This window comes from Biomaibacter sp. TOL (assembly GCF_059717795.1).
Window position 1 is genome coordinate 3294598 of record NZ_AP046092.1, and the last position, 18705, is coordinate 3313302.

The 18705-nt window shown below is 44.5% G+C and carries 17 protein-coding genes; 13 read left to right on the forward strand and 4 right to left on the reverse strand.

Annotated elements, in window-relative coordinates:
* Nucleotides 1-24 precede the first annotated feature (24 nt).
* Nucleotides 25-1425: an ATP-binding protein gene (locus AC6I1H_RS16165; protein WP_497738545.1), complete on the forward strand. Its 1401-nt coding sequence runs from the start codon at nt 25-27 to the stop codon at nt 1423-1425.
* A 2-nt stretch (nt 1426-1427) separates the two neighbouring features.
* On the opposite strand, the gene AC6I1H_RS16170 is transcribed toward AC6I1H_RS16165, so the two are convergent.
* Nucleotides 1428-2522 (reverse strand): NAD(P)H-dependent flavin oxidoreductase, encoded by a 1095-nt coding sequence (locus AC6I1H_RS16170; RefSeq protein WP_497738546.1) that lies wholly within the window; start codon nt 2520-2522, stop codon nt 1428-1430.
* A gap of 308 nt (nt 2523-2830) precedes the next feature.
* On the opposite strand from AC6I1H_RS16170, the gene AC6I1H_RS16175 reads away from it, so the two are divergent.
* Entirely contained in the window at nt 2831-4258 is a 1428-nt protein-coding gene (locus AC6I1H_RS16175) for a S41 family peptidase (protein WP_497738547.1), read from the forward strand.
* Between the two features lie 34 nt (nt 4259-4292).
* On the opposite strand, the gene AC6I1H_RS16180 is transcribed toward AC6I1H_RS16175, so the two are convergent.
* Nucleotides 4293-5567 (reverse strand): glycosyltransferase family 4 protein, encoded by a 1275-nt coding sequence (locus tag AC6I1H_RS16180; protein ID WP_497738548.1) that lies wholly within the window; start codon nt 5565-5567, stop codon nt 4293-4295.
* Between the two features lie 215 nt (nt 5568-5782).
* On the opposite strand from AC6I1H_RS16180, the gene AC6I1H_RS16185 reads away from it, so the two are divergent.
* The 3 genes from AC6I1H_RS16185 to nth are packed head-to-tail and all read left to right on the forward strand — an operon-like array spanning nt 5783 to nt 8420.
* Nucleotides 5783-6781, forward strand: a complete 999-nt coding sequence (locus AC6I1H_RS16185; RefSeq protein WP_497738549.1) for a dipeptidase — start codon at nt 5783-5785, stop codon at nt 6779-6781.
* A 16-nt stretch (nt 6782-6797) separates the two neighbouring features.
* The gene (locus tag AC6I1H_RS16190) at nt 6798-7625 is read left to right on the forward strand and encodes a deoxyribonuclease IV (protein ID WP_497738550.1); all 828 of its coding nucleotides are present in this window, start codon (nt 6798-6800) and stop codon (nt 7623-7625) included.
* Nucleotides 7626-7661: 36 nt separating this feature from the next.
* Complete coding sequence (gene nth, locus AC6I1H_RS16195) at nt 7662-8420, forward strand: endonuclease III (protein WP_497738551.1); 759 nt, start codon at nt 7662-7664, stop codon at nt 8418-8420.
* On the opposite strand, the gene AC6I1H_RS16200 is transcribed toward nth, so the two are convergent.
* Nucleotides 8358-9206, reverse strand: a complete 849-nt coding sequence (locus AC6I1H_RS16200) for a phosphatase PAP2 family protein (protein ID WP_497738552.1) — start codon at nt 9204-9206, stop codon at nt 8358-8360. The two genes, nth and AC6I1H_RS16200, sit on opposite strands and share 63 nt — an antisense overlap.
* Before the next feature lie 165 nt (nt 9207-9371).
* Here AC6I1H_RS16200 and AC6I1H_RS16205 point away from each other — a divergent pair, with 165 nt between their 5' ends.
* Entirely contained in the window at nt 9372-10535 is a 1164-nt protein-coding gene (locus AC6I1H_RS16205) for a pyridoxal phosphate-dependent aminotransferase (RefSeq protein ID WP_497738553.1), read from the forward strand.
* Between the two features lie 100 nt (nt 10536-10635).
* Here the strand turns inward: AC6I1H_RS16205 and AC6I1H_RS16210 are convergent, their stop codons facing one another.
* Complete coding sequence (locus tag AC6I1H_RS16210; RefSeq protein WP_497738554.1) at nt 10636-11184, reverse strand: Uma2 family endonuclease; 549 nt, start codon at nt 11182-11184, stop codon at nt 10636-10638.
* A gap of 385 nt (nt 11185-11569) precedes the next feature.
* On the opposite strand from AC6I1H_RS16210, the gene purC reads away from it, so the two are divergent.
* From purC to purN, 7 genes are read left to right on the forward strand one after another with little or no spacing between them, the layout of a single operon-like run.
* Entirely contained in the window at nt 11570-12277 is a 708-nt protein-coding gene (gene purC, locus AC6I1H_RS16215; protein ID WP_497738555.1) for a phosphoribosylaminoimidazolesuccinocarboxamide synthase, read from the forward strand.
* Between the two features lie 35 nt (nt 12278-12312).
* Nucleotides 12313-12567, forward strand: coding sequence for a phosphoribosylformylglycinamidine synthase subunit PurS (purS, locus tag AC6I1H_RS16220; protein ID WP_497738556.1), 255 nt, complete (start codon nt 12313-12315; stop codon nt 12565-12567).
* A 2-nt stretch (nt 12568-12569) separates the two neighbouring features.
* Nucleotides 12570-13283, forward strand: a complete 714-nt coding sequence (gene purQ, locus AC6I1H_RS16225) for a phosphoribosylformylglycinamidine synthase subunit PurQ (RefSeq protein ID WP_497738557.1) — start codon at nt 12570-12572, stop codon at nt 13281-13283.
* A complete protein-coding gene (gene purL / locus AC6I1H_RS16230; protein ID WP_497738558.1) occupies nt 13273-15486 on the forward strand; it encodes a phosphoribosylformylglycinamidine synthase subunit PurL in 2214 nt (737 codons plus the stop codon). Before purQ ends, purL begins: the two co-directional genes overlap by 11 nt.
* The gene (gene purF / locus AC6I1H_RS16235) at nt 15468-16913 is read left to right on the forward strand and encodes an amidophosphoribosyltransferase (RefSeq protein ID WP_497738559.1); all 1446 of its coding nucleotides are present in this window, start codon (nt 15468-15470) and stop codon (nt 16911-16913) included. Before purL ends, purF begins: the two co-directional genes overlap by 19 nt.
* A gap of 20 nt (nt 16914-16933) precedes the next feature.
* Nucleotides 16934-18037 carry a phosphoribosylformylglycinamidine cyclo-ligase gene (gene purM / locus AC6I1H_RS16240; RefSeq protein ID WP_497738560.1) on the forward strand — a complete coding sequence of 368 codons (1104 nt, stop codon included), beginning with the start codon at nt 16934-16936 and terminating at the stop codon, nt 18035-18037.
* A complete protein-coding gene (gene purN / locus AC6I1H_RS16245; protein ID WP_497738561.1) occupies nt 18025-18648 on the forward strand; it encodes a phosphoribosylglycinamide formyltransferase in 624 nt (207 codons plus the stop codon). Before purM ends, purN begins: the two co-directional genes overlap by 13 nt.
* The last annotated feature ends 57 nt before the right edge of the window (nt 18649-18705 follow it).

The following is an 18705-nucleotide window of genomic DNA, read 5'->3' on the forward strand; positions in this document are numbered from 1 at the left end:
AATTTATATTAAGTGGTGATATTGATGTTTATAGGAAGAAAAACGGAACTCGAAAAACTTGAAATGCTTTACAGGAAAAAGGGTTTCCAATTTGTAATAATGTATGGGAGAAGAAGGGTCGGCAAGACCACCCTTATGCTTGAATTCTGCAAAGATAAGCCTTCTATCTTTTTTGTAGCCGAAGAATATAACGATAAAATAGCTCTTCAAAAGTTTTCTGAAAAGATATTTGAGTTTTTCAAAATCAATGATTTCATGTCTCCTTTTGAAACATGGGAAAAAGCCTTTCTTTTTCTTGCAAAGCAGGCCGTGAATAAGCGGTTGGTGGTTGTGCTGGACGAATTTCCATACATTGTTTCTGCAAATAAAAGCATACCATCGATTTTGCAGAATTTAATCGATCATCATTTAATCGGTTCCGAACTTTTCTTGCTTGTTTGCGGTTCTTCGCTCAGCTTTATGGAAAAAGAAGTATTGAGCTATAAAAGTCCTTTGTACGGAAGAAGAACTTCACAATTCTCAATTGAACCGTTCGGTTTTTATGACAGTATTAAATTTTTCAAGTCGTATTCTGCTGAAGACAAGGTTAAAGCATATTCAATAGCCGGAGGCATTCCCCAGTATCTTTTAAAGCTTGACGAAAACGTGGGCATTAAGGAAAACATAATAATGAACTTCTTAGATAAAACATCTTATCTTCATGAAGAGCCCAAAAATCTATTGAAACAGGAACTTAGAGAACCGGCGCTTTATAATTCGATAATCGAAGCTATTGCAAAGGGAGCGTCAAAACTTAATGAAATTTCTGCAAAAATCGGCGAAGATAATGACAAATGCGCAAAGTACATAAAGACGCTGCTGGAATTAAAAATCATAGAGAAAGAAACGCCAATAGTAAATCCGTCCAAAAGAAGCATTTATAAGATAAAAGACAACCTGTTCAGATTTTGGTATAGGTTTGTTTTTCCGAATACCGAACTTATTGAGCAGGGAATGTATGATTACTTGTATGAAACTCATATAAAAAAGGAATTGAATCACTATATTGCTCCAATATTTGAAGAAATATGCATTGAATTCCTAGCAAAGATGAACAAAAAAATGGCTTTGCCGTTTGTATTTGACAGAATCGGCAGGTGGTGGGGGAACAATCCGGTGAAAAAGCAGGAGGAAGAAATCGATATAATAGCATTTTCCGGAGACAAAGCCATTTTTGGAGAGTGCAAATGGACAAATGAGCTAATGGATAATCGAATCGTCGATGGACTCATGGAAAAAAGCGCAATATTCAACAGCTTTAAAGATAAATATTACTGCTTTTTTTCGAAATCCGGCTTCTGTGATGAAGTTGTTGCAAGAGCAAAAGCCAATGATAATATAAAGCTTTATTCACTTGATGATATCGCAGATGATTCGCCTTTTTAAGATTAGTCATTAAAGCTTCTTTTAACCATATATCTTTCCGCTTCTGATACAAGCTCCTCCATCAGCTCTTTTACCGGCACCACCTTTTTTATCCTGAAGACATTGGCCCCGGCAAATGCGAAACCTTCTTTGAGGTTGCCCTTCTGGGCATTTATCAGAGCTTCGGCTATGCAGTACGGGGCCTTGAGGGGATTGCATGGTTTTAAACAATTGCAAAGGCAGCGGATGGGTTTCTTGAGCCCAGCCTTTACATCATTCAGAAATTCATTTCGAATGGCCCTGCCTATCATGCCCACAGGGCTCTGGATTATTTCCACATCTTCTTCCCTTGCGTCTACATAAGCCTGTTTGAATTCGGGCGAAGCATCGCATTCATCGGTAGCCACAAACCGGGTGGCCATCTGGGCGCCGGAAGCGCCAGCATTCAATATATCTGCTATATCTTTTCCGGTAAAAACTCCTCCTCCAGCGATGACCGGAATTTTTTTTCTGAATTTTTCCTCAAACGGTTTCAATGCTTCGAGGACATCCCGCAAAAGCTCTTTTAATTGATGAGTCGGTTTATCGAGCTCATCGGCAGAAAAGCCGAGGTGGCCGCCTGCCAAGGGCCCTTCTACTACCACCGCATCGGGAGCTACCTGATAATGTTTATCCCATGTTTTGCAGATGAGAGCGGCAGCCCGTCCGGAAGATACTATGGGGGCGATTTTTGTATCCGAGCCTTTTGTAAACTGGGGCAATTTTAAAGGAAGTCCTGCTCCGGAAAAAATAACGTCTATTTTTTCCTTAACGGATTCTATCACCATTTCTTCGAAATTATTCAGCGCCGACATTATATTTATTCCGATAATACCATTTTTACATATTTCGCGGGCTTTCCTGATATGAGCCTTAAGAGCTCTGATATTAGCCTCTTTTTTATTTTTATAATAATCCGGTTCATTAAATCCTATTTCCACTCCGGATATTACTCCCACGCCACCGTTTAACGCCACCGCTCCTGCCAGGGAAGAAAGCGATATTCCGACGCCCATTCCTCCCTGAACGATGGGAATTTTTGCTATAAGATTTCCTATTTTCAACTCTGGTAACTTCACTTAATATCCCCCTCAAAAATTAATATTGGAACAAAATGCATTTCTCGTTGCTATAGCTTTCTTATAGTATATTACTTGTTTTATAAAAAGAAAAGTGGAAAATAAAATAAAGATACTAACTTATGAGTTACTAACTTTAAAGTTAATATAAATAAAGTTAATATATATAGGAAAAATTTAGCAGGATTTTTATGATAAATATAGAACTATACATACATAAAAATATGATGCATGTATTTTTAATTTGTGCTAAAATGAAATCACGAGACAGCAAAGAAAAACAGTAGTCATTTGAAAGGAGATATCCGATGAAAAAATATTTTTCAGTATTAATTGCGCTCCTCATTACAGCCGTTTTGCTTGTAAACCCTGTCACATTAAAGCCGCTGAAAGCCGCAGACAATACTTCTCAAAAGATCTCACCGGAAATAAACTTTTTGATACAGCTGGATGAATTTTTAAAAAATAATTATGTGAATGAAATCAAGGATTTGGATCTGATAAAAGGAGCCGTCAAGGGCATGGTCGAATCCCTGGGCGACCCTTATTCGGAATACTTTACTCCCGAAGATTTTAAAAACTTCAATGAGTCCACCAGCGGAAATTTTAGCGGAATAGGCGTTGTGATCACTTCAAAAGAAAAAAATATAACAATTGTATCTGTCCTGCCAGGAACTCCCGCAGAAAGTGCAGGATTAAAAGCCGGCGACAGGATTGTGGAAGTGGATGGAAAAGATGTGTCGGGCCTATCTACGGCCGAGGTTTCCAATCTGATAAAAGGGGAAAAAGGGACGAAAGTAAGTCTTGGCATTATGAGGAATGAAGAAAAGCAAATATTGAAGATCGATATAATCCGGGACATAATTAAAGTGAATCCGATAGAATATAAAATCCTGGGCCAGGGTATAGGATATTTAAAGATAAGCGAGTTCAACGAGAATACCGCCGATAATATCGATAAAGCTCTTGCAGATTTTAAAAACGGCGGCGTTCAAGGCATTGTCCTGGATTTGAGAAACAACCCCGGCGGATTGCTGGATCAGGCTATTGAAGTGGCCAGACGCTTTATTCCGGAAGGCCCGATAGTCCATGTGGTTTACAAGGACGGCAAAATGGAAACTTTTTCTTCGGATTCAAAAGATTGTCCATTTAAACTGGTGGTGCTGGTGAACGGAGGCTCGGCCAGCGCAGCGGAAATATTATCCGGAGCCATCAAAGACCGCGGAGTGGGGACGCTGGTAGGAGAGAAGACTTTCGGAAAAGCTACAGTGCAGCGCACTCTGAACCTGGGAGTCCTTGGAGGCATAAAGTTGACCATAGCCCGCTATACAACGCCAAATGGCACAGATATAAATAAAACCGGGATTATGCCCGATATTATTGTAAAATCCGATAAAGAAAATCTTTTGAAGGATGTTGTTTCTTTAAAGGGAGACAAAACCCTTCAATATGGGAATATCGGCCTTGATGTGCTGGGCATCCAGCAGAGGTTGAACATAATGAATTTATTAAAAGCAACGCCCGACGGTGTGTTCGGCCCCAGAACTCTTGAAGCGGTAAAAGCGCTCCAGAAGCAAAAAGGACTTCCCGTTACCGGAATAGTGGATGCAGCCTTTTATAAGGCGCTTGACGAAGCAGTTTATGATTATCTGAATTCGCGGGAGGATAACCAGCTCAGGACGGCAATTGATGTTTTAAAGCAAAAGATAAAAACTGCCTATAAGAAGGCAGCGTAATACACAATAGATGAATTTCGAGTTGAACAATGCATTATCGAGCTGTTTTTATAAACGTATTTCTATGCAGATTTAAGAATAATTCCTGCAGGTTATCTATCATTGTTTCTATGGTAAATTTTTCAAATACCATTCGGCAGCCTTTTTCCGCCATTACCTTTGCTTCTTGAGGATTATTGATAAAGTAAAGCATTGCCTCGGCGAGGGCTTCAGGGTCATCGGAGGGCACCAGCAGGCCTGTTTTCCTGTGGTCCACAATTTCGGAGATGCCGCCCACATTCGTGGCAACGACCGGTTTTTCCAAAGCGAGGGCCTCCAGGATTGAAATCCCCAGGCCCTCGCTGCGGGATGAGAGCACCACTATATCTGAGCAATCGATCAGTTCATATATGTCATTTCGAAATCCCAAAAACTCCACATTTTTTTCAATGCCCAACTGACGGGCCATTTTTTTTAACATTGCTTTTTTCGGGCCGTCGCCAGCAATAAGAAATAAAGGCTGGATAACAGGTTGTGATGGATTCTGCGGTATTTCAACACGTGATACTTCTTTGCAGGCAACTTTTTCTGTTAAAACCGCTGCTGCTTTTAAAAAGACGTCTACGCCTTTGGAAGCAATCAGACGGGCTATATTCAATATTATTATTTGTTTATGTATGCAAGAACGATTATTTGTATCATCTATTTTATCCATTCCGGAGAGCAATCCGGGCATTATTAAATCCGGCGACTCGTTTGAGTTATATGCGCTTTTATTTGCGCTGTTTCGAATTTTTTTTATATCGATTCCGTTGTATATGACCCGAATATTGCCTTCAGATATACCCCACAGTTTTGATACATGGTCCTTTAAGCTCGAGGATACCGCAATTACCTGTCGGTTGAATTTGATGCAAAAACCCGCAAGGAAATTGGAAAGGCGCTGTTTTGTTCCCGTTTCTTTTACAGCGGGAAAGTTGTGTATAGTAGTCACTATCAACCGTTTGCCCGATAATATCCCTGCGACGGTGCCCATGATACAGCACGCAATGCCGTGGCAATGGATAATGTCTACTTTTTCCTTTTTTATGATTTGAATCAGATTCAAAAGGGATTTGAGCATAGACCATGGATTTCTCCGATCGCCCACGCCGATTTCATAAAGATTTTTTATTTTATTTTTCACACTGTTCCTGTCATATTGCCCTTCAGGGCATACAAGGATTATATCGAACATGTCTTTATCAAGCCCCGAGAGTATGGATTCAACATGCTTTTTCATACCGCCTTCGGCATCCCGAATAAATTCAAGAATTTTTATTCTGTCCATGGCAAATCTCCTTTAAAAATCTATGTAGGATTTTTATTCCATTATTGATTAATATAAATTAATTGTCTATTGTTTTCAACATTTTATACATAAAAAACCGACATACGTTAAAAGACTACTTTTAAACCGATATATTTTCTGATAAAATTTATCTATGCTTGTTATATTTTCTATTATTTGCTTCTTTTACAATTTCGAGGGAGGAAGGGATTTTATTGTTTAAGCTAACCGGGGAACAGGAGGAGAGGGCCCGTCGGATACACGCAAAGAGCATCGTATTTGACGCCCATTGTGACACAATTTTGTCGGTCATTGAAGGGGAGAGAAGCCTAGGCGAAAAATCGGACAGAGGGCATATAGATATACCCAGGCTCAGGAGCGGTGGCGTAAACGCGCAGGTGTTTGCGGTCTTTGTCCGGCCCGAATGGTATTATGATGCAGTTCACATGACAATGAAAGGGATATCCATATTAAAAAGCCAGATGGAGCAAAACGGCAGCGAAGTGGATATTGCATATTCTGCGGCGGATGTCGAAAAGGCCGCAAAAGACGGTAAAATAGCCGCTTTGATCAGCATCGAGGGTGGCGAGGCTCTGCAGGGGGACATCCACATGCTGAGGATATACAGGGAACTGGGCGTAAGTTCTATAGTGCTGACATGGAATCGCCGAAATGCTATTGCAGACGGTGCCCAGGATCTAAGAAGCGGCGGCGGCCTTTCGGACTTTGGTGTGGAGGTAGTAAAGGAGATGGAAAGACTCGGCATGCTTGTAGACATCGCCCATATATCCCCGAAGGGTTTCTGGGATGTGCTGGATGTTGCAAGGAAGCCTCTCATTGTGTCCCATTCCATGCCCAGAAAATTCATGGATATTCCGAGGAACCTTGATGACGAGCAGATTAAAGCCGTGGCAGAAAGAAATGGGGTCATAGGCGCCACCTTTTACTTCTCAAGTTACGGGGGGCGGCAGGGCTCCATCGAAAATATACTGGATGTTATAGATTATTTTGTAGATGTTGCCGGGATAGATCATGTGGGGATCGGTTCCGATTTTGACGGATATGACGGCAATGTGGAAGGGCTCGAATCGTGCGAAAAGATGATAAATCTCACCCGAGGCCTGGTCTTTCGAGGATATTCTGATGAGGATATAAAGAAAATACTGGGAGGAAACTTTTTAAGAGTATATAGCGGCCTCCAACCCCTCACATAGAAAGGAGTTTTGCGACGTGCGTATCGGCGCCCATATTTCTATTTCGAAAGGTTATGAACATGCTGTAAAAGAGGCTCTTTCCATTGGGGCCAATACAATGCAGTTTTTTTCCAGGAATCCCCGGGGCAGCGCGGCAAAAGCGCTGGACTTTGTGGATATTAAAAACGCAGAAGAATTATGTAAAAAGCAGGATTTTGGTCCCTTGGTGGCTCACGCGCCATATACCCTCAACCTGGCGTCTTCCAGAGAAAAAGCGAGGGAATTTGCGCTTATGGTTTTAAAAGACGATATTGAGCGGCTGGAACAGGCAAAAGTGCCTTACATGGTAATTCATCCAGGAAGTCATCTGGGGGACGGCATTGAACAGGGCACTGAAAAAATAGCCTCTGGGCTCAAACATATAATGACTGGGCGAGAAAAGATGATGATTCTACTTGAAACCATGGCTGGAGCAGGAAGCGAAGTCGGATACACTTTTGAACAATTGTATGATATCATGGACCGGACAGGCATGCCCGAAAAATTCGGGGTATGTATTGATACATGTCACCTTCTGGGAGCTGGATATGATGTAATTGGCCGATTGGACGAGGTTCTGTCTGAATTTGACCGGATTCTGGGGCTTTCAAGGATTAAAGCGATTCACCTCAACGACAGCAAGTTTCCCCTTGGAAGCCGTAAAGACCGTCACGCCAATTTGGGGGAGGGAGAGCTGGGGAGTGAAGCCATAAAAAACATAATAACTCATCCGGCATTAAAAGATAAGCCTTTTCTTCTTGAGACTCCCGGAGGTATTGAAAATTATAAAAAGGAAATAGATATGCTTAAAAGCATGACAGATTAAGAAAATATATATGTTAAAGAAAACGAGTGATGAATTTTGGAAAAAAATGCGGATGGCTCAAAAATTAACATGACAGGCAACGAAAAAACAGACAAATCGGGAATTCGATTTAACTACCCGGGGAATTTGGAAGAGAGGGAGCGTTTGTCGCGACTTCTTGAGACTCTGGGAACACTGTATCCCGGTGTATCTGTTGCCCTTCGCTATGAAACCCCTTTCCAACTGCTGGTCGCTACGATTTTATCCGCTCAATGCACCGATAAAAGAGTAAATATGGTGACCGAAAGATTATTTAAAAAATACAAAAGACCCGAGGATTTTGCCGGTGCCGATATTAAGGAACTGCAGGAAGACATAAAAGAATGCGGGCTTTTTCGAAACAAAAGCAAAAGCATAATTGATGCATCCCGGGAAATAGTGGAAAAACATGGCGGCAGGGTGCCGGCGGATTTTGAGCAGCTCTTAAAACTTCCCGGAGTAGGCCGCAAGACAGCCAATGTTATTCTGGCCAATGCCTTCGGCATACCTGCTTTTGCGGTGGATACCCATGTTTTCAGGCTGGCTAGAAGGCTGGGTTTTTCCGATAAAAATGACGTGCTCGGCGTGGAAAAAGACCTTATGGAAAAAGTTCCCCAGGAAATGTGGATAAAAGCCCATCACTGGCTGATATATCACGGCAGAAGGGTTTGCCGGGCGAAAAAACCCGCGTGTGAGGAATGCCCGTTGAATGATTTATGTCCCAAAAAATTTCTTGAAAAGATACGGCGCCCCGGCGGTAAGCCACAGACCCAATAAGAAATACCTGGCGGCGGAGAAAATATTTCCGGCAGGCAGAATTTCTTTTAATCCTGCATATATCAATAGAAACCCGACGGCGCCTGTGGAATACTTTACAATAGTTATCACCGCGTTTGTCTTTTTAGGTTCGTAACCTATGAACCTTTCTTCAATTAAATATCCCAGCCATGAAGCCGACAGCATTCCCATATATTTAAATACATCGGGGTGAGGGAATATGACAAGAAGTATTGCAGGGCCGGCCAGCGCGGCGGCACATATTATAAAATCGTCTGCCGGGAGAATAAATTTGCCGCTGACGAGCGTCAGCAGCACTATTATAAGCCCCACAATTATTCCCCCGGCGATATCAACGGGCCAGTGCACCCCGAGATACAACCTTGAAAGACTGACCAGAATTATTATGGTGGTACCCAGTATATAGACAGAAATCTTTCTGTAATGGAACATTATTATGCCCCATATTGTAGTGCTGCCCTGGGCGTGGCCGCTGGGAAAAGAATATCCGCCGGCCGAGGAAGTGTAAATTGACCTTATGCCCGGATACCCGATGGGCCGCGCTACGGCGGTGATTTCCTTGAGAGTCGCATTTACATACATGGACAGCAGAAGAGAGCTGCTCAGTTTGATTCCCATTCTTTTATCAATGCTCCAGTAGAAAATGGGGATGAGCAAAAAGTAAAAACCTTCACTGCCGAGATTTGTGATGAAAATGAAGAAGTAATCAAAGACAGGCGAAGAGATGGATTGAATGAATTTGATAATATCCGCTTGAAGTTCCATAGGGCTCCTCCTATTAGATTTGAATAATTAATTGCAGTGTAGAAACAAAGTCCGCTGCCGGAGGTGCCGGGCCATCTCCGGCAGGAAAGCAATTTTTTGCTGGCCTCCACGCCGGTCAGACCCGGCGCAAAAATATAAAACGATAATATGGAAAGGAAGGTTTGTATGGAATATCAAAAATATGTGGCAAAAAATGTAAAATCCATCGAAATCTCCACCATCAGATATTTTTTCAATATGGTGAACCAGGTGGAAGGCGCCATATCTTTATGTATCGGGGAACCGGATTTCACCACTCCGGAGCATATCAATGAAGCCGCCATAAAGGCCTTAAACGACGGAAAAACCTTCTATACTCCCAACGCGGGGCTTTTAGAGCTCCGTAAGGAAATTGCGGGATATATGAAGAGGCGCTTTAAACTTGAGTACAATCCGGAGTCTGAAATAATCGTCACCATTGGAGCAAGCGAGGCCATCGAGGTGGCTATAAGAACCTTGACGGAATCCGGGGATGAGGTTTTGATACCCCAACCGTCCTTTGTGGCATATGGGCCCTGCACCATACTGGCAGGAGGCAAGCCGGTATATGTGCCCACGTACATGGAAGACGAATTTGCTTTGAGGCCTGATGTTTTGGAGAAATATATTACCCCAAAATCAAAAATACTGGTTTTGCCGTATCCCAACAATCCCACGGGAGCAGTAATGAGCAGGCAGCAGCTGGAGGCTATAGCCCAAGTGGTAGAAAAACATGATTTAATTGTGGTTTCAGATGAGATTTACTGGGACCTTACTTATGGTGTGGAACATTCGGCTTTTGCATCCATACCCGGTATGTGGGAGAGGACCGTTACCATAAGCGGCCTTTCGAAATCCTACGCCATGACGGGCTGGAGGCTGGGCTATATCGCCGCTCCGCAGGAACTTGCCGCAGAGATTCTTAAGGTCCACCAGTACAGCGTCACATGTGCGGCTACCATGAGTCAGTACGCTGCCATTGAAGCCCTAAGAAACGGCGACGAGGATATCGCAAGGATGAGAGAAGAATACGACAAGAGGCGGCTCTTTCTCTTATCAAGTTTGCGGAATATGGGGCTCGAGTGCTTTGAACCCAGGGGAGCCTTTTACGTATTTCCTTCCATAGAAAAGACCGGCATCCCGTGCGAAGAGTTCGCACAAAGGCTTTTGTACGAGGCAAAGGTGGCGGTTGTTCCGGGCACTGCTTTCGGCGAAAACGGCCGGGGCTTCGTCAGGATGGCCTATGCTACTTCCATGGAAAATCTTGAAGAAGCAGTGAGAAGAATAAAAAATTTTATGGCCGGGCTATAGTTTGTTACCGTACACAATTATTTTCCGGTGCAGCGGCAATTCTTCGAACTTAAAACCGCCTGCACCATTTTTTGTATTTGTCAGACAGCGCCGATCAAATTCAACTCCAGATTTGTGATAAATTTATCTCCAGGCCTTTTATCACAAGAGAGGTTATGGTTTCATCGTCGGCTCCATTGCAGAAAATCCTGTAATTTCCATTGTTCAGCGTAAATACCGTCACAAATCTTTCATGAGGGTCTACCACCCAGTATTCTTCAACCCCATATTTTTCATAAAGAGAGAGCTTTGTTTTAAGGTCCATTCTTTTATTGGAGGGCGAAAGCACTTCAATCAACAAATCGGGTGTGCCCTGTATATTGGCCTCGCCGATAATATTTAATCGTTCCTTTGATATGAAAATGATATCCGGCTGAACTATAGCATGGGGGCCCAGTATTACATCCAGAGGCGCGAAAAATATTTCTCCCAAATTTTTTTCAGAAACAAACTTATGAAGTATGAACTCAAGATTTCTCGTTACCCGCTGGTGAACAGGATTCGGTGCTGGAGCCACAAACAATTCCCCCTCTACAATTTCATATCTCTTGCCGTCATCGGGTAGTTTCAGGTAATCATTATAATCCAGCAATCTCTCTTGAGGCTTCAATGAAAGTCACCTCCAAAAAATTCTGATTTTCTACATTGGGGACATTCCTCCGACTACCCCAGATGCATACCCCAGAAGAGGAAGAGTGTCCCCGCACCTATTATATCACACTGCAGTGAAAGTGAAAACAATTGTCTGATTGCTCTATCAGGATTTCCTGACGCATTATGCTTTTATAATGCAAGCTTTTTATTAAAAATCCGTATAATTCTTGAATAATAATCAAAAATGTTCGGAAAACCTGTTGTCAAATAAATTACATTATGGTAAGATTGTAATATAAAGTTTAAAAAATAAATAAGATTTCATAGACCCTTATATAATTCAGGAATTGTTCATATTTTTAACAAAAAGGTAAAAATATATTTTTGGGAGGTGTAAAAGAGTGGATAAAATGGACATGCTTTATGAAGGCAAGGCTAAAAAAGTATACAGCACAGAGGATAAATCATATTTCATCATGGAATTCAAGGACGATGCAACGGCTTTCAACGGACAAAAGAAAGGCAAAATCCATGAAAAAGGAATTATGAATAACAGGATTTCGGCCTTTCTTTTTGAACTATTGGAGAAAAACGGAATAAAGACTCATTTTGTAAAGCTTTTAAACGATAGGGAAATGCTGGTTAAAGCGGTCAGGATTCTGCCTCTGGAAGTCATCGTGAGAAACATTGCCGCGGGTAGCCTGGCAAAAAGACTGGGTTTGGCAGAAGGAGAAGAATTGCAAAGGCCGGTTCTGGAACTGTGTTACAAAAATGATGAGCTGCAGGACCCAATGATAAACGATTATCATGCCATGGCGCTGGGAATCGCTACAGAGGAGCAGTTAAAATTTATTGAGGAAACATCTTTTAAAGTGAATAAAATTTTAAGAGACTTCTTCATTCAGAAGGGCATAATACTTGTGGACTTCAAATTGGAATACGGCACGTTCGACGACGAAATACTTCTCGCTGACGAGATATCTCCGGACACCTGCCGTTTCTGGGACGCCGGCACCGGAGAAAAACTTGACAAAGACCGCTTTCGCCGAGACCTCGGGAAGGTGGAGGAAGCCTATCAGGAAATTCTGAAAAGAGTGATTGGAAAGTAGACTTCCAATTGTAAATAGAGAAAGGAGATTTAATTATGATTAATGCCAAGATTCACGTGCGTTTTAAATCCGGAGTTCTCGACCCACAGGGTACCGCCGTCAAAGGAGCCCTGAAGCACCTGGGCTTTGAAAATGTGGTGGATGTTAGGGTGGGAAAGCTGATAGAGGTGAAACTGGATGCTGCCGATGAAAAAGATGCAAAAGAGCAAATAAAATCCATGTGCGAAAAACTCCTGGCAAATCCGGTGATAGAAGACTACAGCTTTGAAACTCAGAATCTGGAGGTTTGACCATGAAATGTGCCGTAATAATGTTTCCAGGTTCCAACTGTGATATAGATTGCTACCATGTCTTGAGCGAAGTGCTGGGGCAGCCTACGGAATATGTGTTTCACAAAGAAAAATTCGGTCCCGGGGATTTTGACCTCATCGTTTTGCCCGGCGGGTTTTCTTACGGAGACTATCTCAGGGCCGGCGCCATTGCCAGGTTTTCGCCGGCGATGGATTCGGTGCTAAAAGCCGCCGAAGCGGGGAAACTGATCATAGGCATATGCAACGGTTTTCAGATTTTGCTTGAGGCAAAGCTTTTGCCGGGAGCCATGAAGAGGAACAGGGATCTTAAATTTCATTGCCATGACGTATATTTGAGAGTGGACAACGATGAAACGCCCTTTACGAGGCTGTACAAAAAAGGGGAGATTATCAGGCTCCCCATCGCACACGGCGAAGGAAATTATTATGCAGATGTTCAAACAATCGAAAAACTCAAAGCCGAAAACCGCGTCGTTTTTACTTACTGTGACAGAGACGGAAATGTTTCGGATGCAGCCAATCCCAACGGTTCGGTGGAAAATATTGCAGGCATTATCAATGAACAGGGGAATATACTCGGCATGATGCCTCATCCTGAGCGATCTTCGGAAGAAATACTTGGCAATACTGACGGTAAAAGATTATTCGAATCTATTTTGAGGCATATCGAGGGGAGGACGACTTATGGCCGGTAGAGAAGACGCAAAAAAGCTGGGTTTAGCCGATTATGAGTACGACGAAATAGTGAAAACTCTCGGCCGCGAACCCAACCATCTGGAATTGGGCATGTACAGCGTGATGTGGTCGGAACACTGCAGCTATAAAAATTCCAAACCGGTCCTGAAAAGGTTCCCCACTTCAGGCCCGAGGGTGCTGCAGGGTCCCGGGGAAAATGCCGGCATAGTAGATATAGGGGATAATCTGGCTGTGGTTATGAAGATTGAGAGCCACAACCATCCTTCGGCGGTGGAACCCTACCAAGGGGCCGCAACAGGCGTAGGAGGAATCATCCGGGACATTTTTACCATGGGAGCCCGGCCGGTCGCACTGCTAGATTCTTTGAGATTCGGCAATCCGGATGAGCCGAGGGTAAAGTACCTCTTTGGAGGGGTGGTATCCGGTATTGCGGATTACGGTAACTGCATGGGCATTCCCACCGTGGGAGGCGAGGTGTATTTTGACGACTCGTACAGGGACAATCCCCTCGTAAATGCGATGTGTGTGGGAATAATCCGCTGCGACCGCATTGTCAGGGGGAAAGCAGCGGGGGTTGGGAATTCCGTCATGCTGGTAGGTTCCGCCACCGGCAGGGACGGTATGCACGGAGCCAGTTTCGCATCCGAGGAGCTTTCCGAGGACTCTGTGGCCAAAAGACCCTCGGTGCAGGTGGGAGACCCATTCACGGAGAAACTGCTTTTGGAGGCGTGTCTTGAACTTTTACAGAATGACTGGGTGGTTGGCGTCCAGGACTTGGGGGCCGCAGGACTTACTTCAGCCTCCTGTGAAACCGCAGCAAGGGCCGAAAGCGGCATTGAGCTGGATGTGTCCCTGGTTCCAAGGAGGGAGGAGAACATGAACCCCTATGAGGTCATGATATCTGAATCCCAGGAACGAATGCTTGTTATAGTAGAAAAAGGCCATGAGGAAGATGTCAGAAAAATCTTTGAAAAATGGGATCTGAATGCGGTAAAAATAGGTACCGTCACCGCCGATGGTATGCTTAGAATCCTGGAAAACGGGACCGTGGTGGCCGAAGTCCCGGCAAAATCTCTGGCAGATGGCGCTCCATCTATCAAAAGGGAAAGCAGAAAACCTTCTTATATGGAAAATATAGACATAGATTTATCTTCAATTGAAATCCCCGAGGACCTCAATAACGTTTTACTGAAACTTCTGTCGTCACCAAACATTGCCAGCAAGGCATGGGTATATCAGCAGTATGACCACACTGTAAGGACCGATACGGTGGTTCCCCCCGGCTCCGATGCGGCGGTGTTGCGCATAAAGGGGACGAAGAAGGGTATTGCTCTGACCACCGACTGCAACGGCTATTACTGCTTCCTGGACCCTTATGAGGGGGGCAAACAGGCCGTGGCCGAAGCCGCCCGAAATCTGGTGGTCAGCGGCGCGAAACCTCTTGCCATTACCGATTGCCTGAATTTTGGTAATCCGGAAAAACCGGAGGTGTATTATCAGTTTGAAAAGTGCGTGGACGGCATGGCAGAAGCAGCCTCTTTTTTAGGCACTCCGGTGATAAGCGGAAATGTGAGTTTTTACAATGAAACGAAGGACAACGCCATATATCCCACACCGGTGGTGGGAATGGTGGGACTGCTTGAAGATGTGGAGAAGCGCTGTACCATGGAGTTTAAGAAAGAGGGCGATGTGGTAGTGCTATTGGGAGATAATACGGACGAACTGGGGGGTTCCGTATATCTGAAGGAAATAATCGGACTGCGCGGCGGCAGACCGCCCAGGTTGAATCTTGATGTGGAGAAAAAAGTCCAGGATTGCTGCCTGAAGGCCATAGAACTGGGGCTTATCCGCTCCGCTCATGATGTTACCGAAGGAGGGCTTTCGGTGGCTCTGGCGGAAAGCTGCATAGCCGGAAACATCGGTTTTTCAGGAGAAATAGAAACAGAAATTCGCCCCGATGCGCTACTTTTTGGAGAGGGACAGTCAAGGATAATAATGAGCCTTCCGGAAGAAAACCTTTCTCTTTTTCAACAGCTTGCGAAAGAACTGGATGTAAATATAACGGTTCTTGGATTTGTTAAATCCGGGAATTTTAAATTGGAAGTAAAGATGAAAGGTCAAAATGTCGGGAAGGTAGATATTCCGGTGGATAAATTAGCTTTAAGCTGGGGGAACGCTATAAAATGGAAAGTCGAGAATTAAAGTTCTGCGGGGAAAATTCCTTTGAAAATGATAAACCGAAGGAAGCCTGCGGAGTATTCGGAATATACAGCTTGAGCAAAGATTCTGCTTTGAGCCGAACGGTATATTACGGCCTTTATGCCCTTCAGCACCGGGGTCAGGAAAGCGCGGGGATTGCCGTAACTTCCGGAGACGGTATAAATTATCATAAGGGTCTCGGCCTTGTTTCGGAGGTATTCGACGATGGCATACTTGACAAGTTGCAGGGCCATATTGCGATTGGCCATGTCCGCTATTCCACCACCGGCTCAAATACTTTAATCAACGCTCAGCCGCTGGTCGTGAAATACAAAAAAGGTTCGCTGGCTGTGGCCCACAACGGCAATCTAGTGAACGCCCTGGAAATCCGGAGGGAGCTGGAAGAAGACGGAGCAGTGTTTCAAACCACAGTGGACAGCGAAGTCATCGCATTCTTGATTGCCCGGGAGCCAACAGGAGATATAGAAAAAGCCGCTGTGGCATGTATGGAAAAAATCAAAGGCTCCTACGCGCTAATCATAATGACGGAAGATAGCCTTATTGGGGTCAGGGACCCAAAAGGCATAAGACCCCTCTGCCTGGGAAAATACAACGGATGCTATGTGCTGGCATCGGAATCCTGCGCGCTGGATACTGTCGGAGCGGAGTTTATAAGGGATATAGAACCGGGAGAAATAGTAGTAATAAACAAATCAGGTATTAAGAGCATTAAAACAAAAAAAGATACCGACTCTTCTTTGTGCATTTTTGAATTCGTGTATTTTGCCCGGCCGGACAGCAATATTGACGGAATGAACATCCATACGGCGAGATGGAAGGCGGGAAGGCAGTTGGCGCTGGAACATCCTGCCGATGCGGATATCGTGATTGGAGTGCCCGATTCCGGCACGGTATCGGCCATGGGGTATGCGGAAGCTTCTGGCATTCCTTTTGACTTAGGTTTGATAAAGAACAGGTATATCGGGAGAACCTTCATACAACCCAGTCAGGAATCCAGAGTGCTGGGGGTAAGGCTCAAACTGAACGCTATGAAAGAAGTGATAAAAGGCAAGCGTCTAGTGATGGTGGACGACTCTATTGTCAGGGGGACCACCAGTGGCCAGATAGTAAAATTGTTAAAAGACGCAGGTGCCAGGGAAGTGCATGTCAGAGTAAGTTCCCCGCCAATAAGGTATTCCTGTTATTTCGGCATCGACACTTCCACGCAGAAAGAGCTCATCGGCGCCCGGCAGCAGGTGGAGGAGATAAGAAAATTTATCGGCGCTGACAGCCTGGGTTATTTAAGCCTGGAAGGTTTGGTGAAATCTACAGGGTTTCCCGCAGCAAAATTCTGTATGGGATGTTTTTGCGGCACATATCCCATGGAAGTTCCCGGGGAAGGGAAAAAGTATTTATTTGAGAAAAGATAGCGATTGATAGGGAGGATATTATGACAGAGAAAATGTCATATAAGGAAGCCGGGGTGGATGTGGATGCGGGCAACAGGGCTGTGGAGCTCATAAAGGATTACGTAAAGTCCACATTTCGCCCGGGTGTTTTGGGGGAAATTGGCGCCTTCGGCGGATTTTTCCAGCTGGATATTAAAAAATACCGGGAGCCGGTGCTGGTAGCCGGTACAGACGGTGTCGGCACAAAGCTCAGGATAGCATTTGCCATGGATAAACACGATACCGTTGGAATAGATTGTGTCGCCATGTGCGTCAATGATATTCTGGTACATGGCGCAGAACCGTTATTTTTCCTGGATTATGTGGCGGTGGGGAAATTGATTCCCGAAAAGGTGAGAGAGATCGTAAGCGGCGTTGCAGAAGGATGCAGACAGGCCGGATGCGCCCTCATCGGCGGTGAAACCGCCGAGATGCCCGGATTATATGAAGAAAATGAATATGACCTGGCGGGTTTTGCCGTAGGGGTAGTTGAAAAAGGATGCATAATTGACGGTTCCGGGATTCGGGAAGGCGATGCGGTTATAGGCCTCACTTCCTCCGGCCTTCACAGCAACGGATATTCCCTTGCAAGAAAAGCGCTGCTGGAAAAAGAGAAACTGTCTCTTTCAAAATACATAGGCGAACTGGGCAAAACGCTGGGCGAAGAGATGCTGACGCCCACCCGCATATATGTAAAAACGGTCCGGAGACTTTCAAGTTTTGATATTCACGGAATGGCACACATTACCGGGGGAGGCATTATTGAAAATCTTCCTAGGATATTGCCTCCGGGGCTGGAATTTAAGATATATAAGAACTCCTGGGAAGTGCCGCCCATTTTCAAAATGATTCAAAGAGCAGGTAATGTGGATGAAACGGAGATGTACAGGACCTTCAATATGGGCATAGGATATGTGATAGTGGCTCCGGAAAACCAGGCGGAAGGGATTCTGAATGCAATTAATAAACCGTCAAGAAATGAAAATCAGGGGAGCGCAGGCAGAGATAAGTGGTGCGACAGTATGATGGCGGCGGAGGATACAAAAGCTATAATTATCGGAAGAGTTACCGCCGGAAAAAGCGGGGTGGTATTGTGCAGAATCTGAAGCTGGGTGTGCTTGTCTCCGGAAGCGGAACCAACCTGCAATCCATTATTGACAGTATAGAATCAGGATATCTGCAGGCTGAAGTTGTGGTTGTGATTTCCAGTAAAGAAGGCGTTTATGCCCTGGAAAGGGCAAAAAGGCATAATATCCCCGCTTATGCGGTGGAGCGCAGAAATTTTGATTCACAGGAAAAATACGAGGACGAAATTATCGATCTGCTGAAAAAGCACTGTGTAGAACTGGTGGTGCTGGCGGGATTTGTTAAAGTTCTTTCTCCTCACTTCGTCAGGTCTTTTCCTGACAGGATAATGAACATTCATCCTTCACTGATACCATCTTTTTGCGGGAAAGGTTTTTACGGCAAAAAGGTTCATGAAGCCGTTATTAATTATGGAGCGAAAATAACCGGAGTTACCGTGCATTTTGTGGATGAGGGCACCGATACGGGGCCAATCATACTTCAAAAAGCGGTGCCCGTCGAAGACGACGACACCCCGGAAACCCTGGCTGCAAGGGTCCTGGAAGAAGAGCATAGAGTATACCCCGAAGCCATTAAACTTTACTCGGAAGGCCGCCTGGAAATACGCGGCAGGCGGGTAATGATAAAGTAACGTTTCAGCATCATGCGCTGAGACGGCGGTTTTTCGCTCGTTCCAAGTTCGCACCGA

Bases quoted from the DNA above. Each gene is read 5' to 3' on its own strand.
- AC6I1H_RS16165 (WP_497738545.1), top strand. From the start codon at position 25: ATGTTTATAGGAAGAAAAACGGAACTCGAAAAACTTGAAATGCTTTAC.
- AC6I1H_RS16175 (WP_497738547.1), top strand. From the start codon at position 2,831: ATGAAAAAATATTTTTCAGTATTAATTGCGCTCCTCATTACAGCCGTT.
- AC6I1H_RS16180 (WP_497738548.1), bottom strand. From the start codon at position 5,567: ATGGACAGAATAAAAATTCTTGAATTTATTCGGGATGCCGAAGGCGGT.
- AC6I1H_RS16200 (WP_497738552.1), bottom strand. From the start codon at position 9,206: ATGGAACTTCAAGCGGATATTATCAAATTCATTCAATCCATCTCTTCG.
- AC6I1H_RS16205 (WP_497738553.1), top strand. From the start codon at position 9,372: ATGGAATATCAAAAATATGTGGCAAAAAATGTAAAATCCATCGAAATC.
- purS (WP_497738556.1), top strand. From the start codon at position 12,313: ATGATTAATGCCAAGATTCACGTGCGTTTTAAATCCGGAGTTCTCGAC.
- purQ (WP_497738557.1), top strand. From the start codon at position 12,570: ATGAAATGTGCCGTAATAATGTTTCCAGGTTCCAACTGTGATATAGAT.
- purL (WP_497738558.1), top strand. From the start codon at position 13,273: ATGGCCGGTAGAGAAGACGCAAAAAAGCTGGGTTTAGCCGATTATGAG.
- purF (WP_497738559.1), top strand. From the start codon at position 15,468: ATGGAAAGTCGAGAATTAAAGTTCTGCGGGGAAAATTCCTTTGAAAAT.
- purM (WP_497738560.1), top strand. From the start codon at position 16,934: ATGACAGAGAAAATGTCATATAAGGAAGCCGGGGTGGATGTGGATGCG.